This window comes from Pseudomonas sp. HMWF021 (assembly GCF_003061005.1).
Lineage (GTDB): Bacteria > Pseudomonadota > Gammaproteobacteria > Pseudomonadales > Pseudomonadaceae > Aquipseudomonas.
In genome coordinates, this window is sequence record NZ_QAIK01000014.1 from 1 (window position 1) to 1,896 (window position 1,896).

General features: G+C 63.4%; 2 protein-coding genes. Both read right to left on the reverse strand.

The window, feature by feature from the left end; genetic code table 11:
• On the reverse strand, positions 1–1,052 hold a 1,052-nt coding region (locus DBR18_RS01175), incomplete at its 3' end, for an MFS transporter (RefSeq protein WP_108588959.1).
• Positions 1,042–1,701, reverse strand: coding sequence for a FadR/GntR family transcriptional regulator (locus DBR18_RS01180; protein ID WP_108588960.1), 660 nt, complete (start codon positions 1,699–1,701; stop codon positions 1,042–1,044). The genes DBR18_RS01180 and DBR18_RS01175, both read right to left, overlap by 11 nt.
• Positions 1,702–1,896 lie beyond the last annotated feature (195 nt).

A 1,896-nucleotide genomic window follows, 5' to 3' on the forward strand; every position in this document is an offset into this window, starting at 1 on the left:
ATCAGGGTCAGCGCCAGGCTGAACGTACCGCCCTGCCCCAGCCCCAGCAGAATCGCCCAGCCCCACAGCCCTTCGATCGGCGCGTACAGGCAACCGAACAGACCGCCGAGGGTCAGCGCCATCACCACCACGATAGCCAGACGCTGATCCTTGCCCCGGGTCGCCAGCCACGGCGCGGCCAGCGAACTGGCGAGCTGGATGATCACCGAACCGGACAGCACCAGGCCGGCCTGGGTCGGGGTCAGCCCGCGACCGATGAGGATCGACGGCAACCAGCCAAACACGATGTACGCCAGCGACGATTGCAGGCCCATGTACAAGGTCACCTGCCAAGCCAGCGGATCACGCAGCAGTCCGCGCACCCGATAGGCAACGTTATGCGCGCCGTGTTTCTGCCCGACCTGCGGCAACCAGAACACAGCCGCCACCAGCGCCGGGATCACCCAGAAGCCCAGGCCCAGTGCCCAGCTGTTATCAAAGTGTTCGCTCAACGGCACGGTCGAACCCGCCGCCATCGCCGCGCCGAGACACAGGGCCATGGTGTACACGCCGGTCATGGTCCCGGCGTGTCTGGCGAAGTCGCGTTTGACGATACCCGGCAGCAGCACACCGATGATGCCGATGCTCGCCCCCCCGAGCACACTGCCGGCGAACAGGCCGATTTCACCGAAGTTGCTGCGCAGGATGATCCCGCCAGCCAGCGTCAGCAGAATCCCCAGCACTACCCGTTCAGCGCCAAAACGTCGCGCCAGAATCGGCGCCAGCGGCGCGAACAAACCCAGACACAACACCGGCAGAGTGGTCAGCAGACCGGCCTGAGCGGCAGACAGACCAAGGCTCCTGGACACTTCGCTGAGCAGCGGCGCCATGCTCGACAGCGCCGGGCGCAGGTTCAGTGCTACCAGAATCAGCCCCAGCAGCAACAGCCATGGCCGGCGCACCAGCGGATGGCTCTGCTGGACTTGTTCGTCGTCGGCCTCGGCGTCGATCAGCAGTTCTTCAAGCTCTGCCGTGCGTTTGGGGGTGAGGTTTTTCTCGCTTTCAAGGTTCATTGATCAACTGCCTCGATATGGCTTTGGCCCGTTCCGGGTCGCGTTGCTCGACCGCATCGAGCAACTCGATGTGCAGGTCGAACACTTCCTGACGGCGCGGGACGATGTTCAGCGTCTGGCGCAATTGCGCGCCGACGATGCTGGAGAAATAGCGATACAACTCGCTGAGGGTGGGGTTGTGCGCGGCGTCCACCAGACGGCGGTGGAACACCAGATCGCAGGCAATGTAGGTGTCGAGATCGCCGTGGTAATGACTGCCGCTGGTGCCGAGTGCTTCGCGCAGCGCGGCCAGATCTTCATCGGTGCGGCGGAGCGCGGCCAGGCCGATCGCCTCGACTTCGAGGATGTGCCGGGTCTCGCGCGCCTGCTCCAGCGTACAGCGGGACAACGCCTTGAGCGTGTCCATCGGATCGACCACCGCGCGCAGATAACTGCCGTCCCCTTGCCGGATTTCGATCAACCCGGAAAACGCCAGCACGCGCATGGCCTCACGCACAGTGTTGCGGCTGATGCCCAGCTCGGCGCACAGCTCAGGCTCCGTCGGCAGCCGCTCGCCGACCTGCCACACGCCATCGGTGATGCGTTGACGCAACTGATCCAGTGCCTGATCGACCAGGGATCGTTTGATCAAAGGTGAGATGTCTGTCATGAAATTCGCCCTTTCATCCAATCATAGGATGAATTTCCTGGCATGGTAGTCAGATCCGGCGACCCAGACAACCCCCCTGCAGGAGCTGCCGCAGGCTGCGATCTTTTGCTCATGGTTTTCAAGAAGCAGAATCAATAGATCGCAGCCTGCGGCAGCTCCTACAGGGCGGGTGGGATCCATTTCGTAGGGCTCACG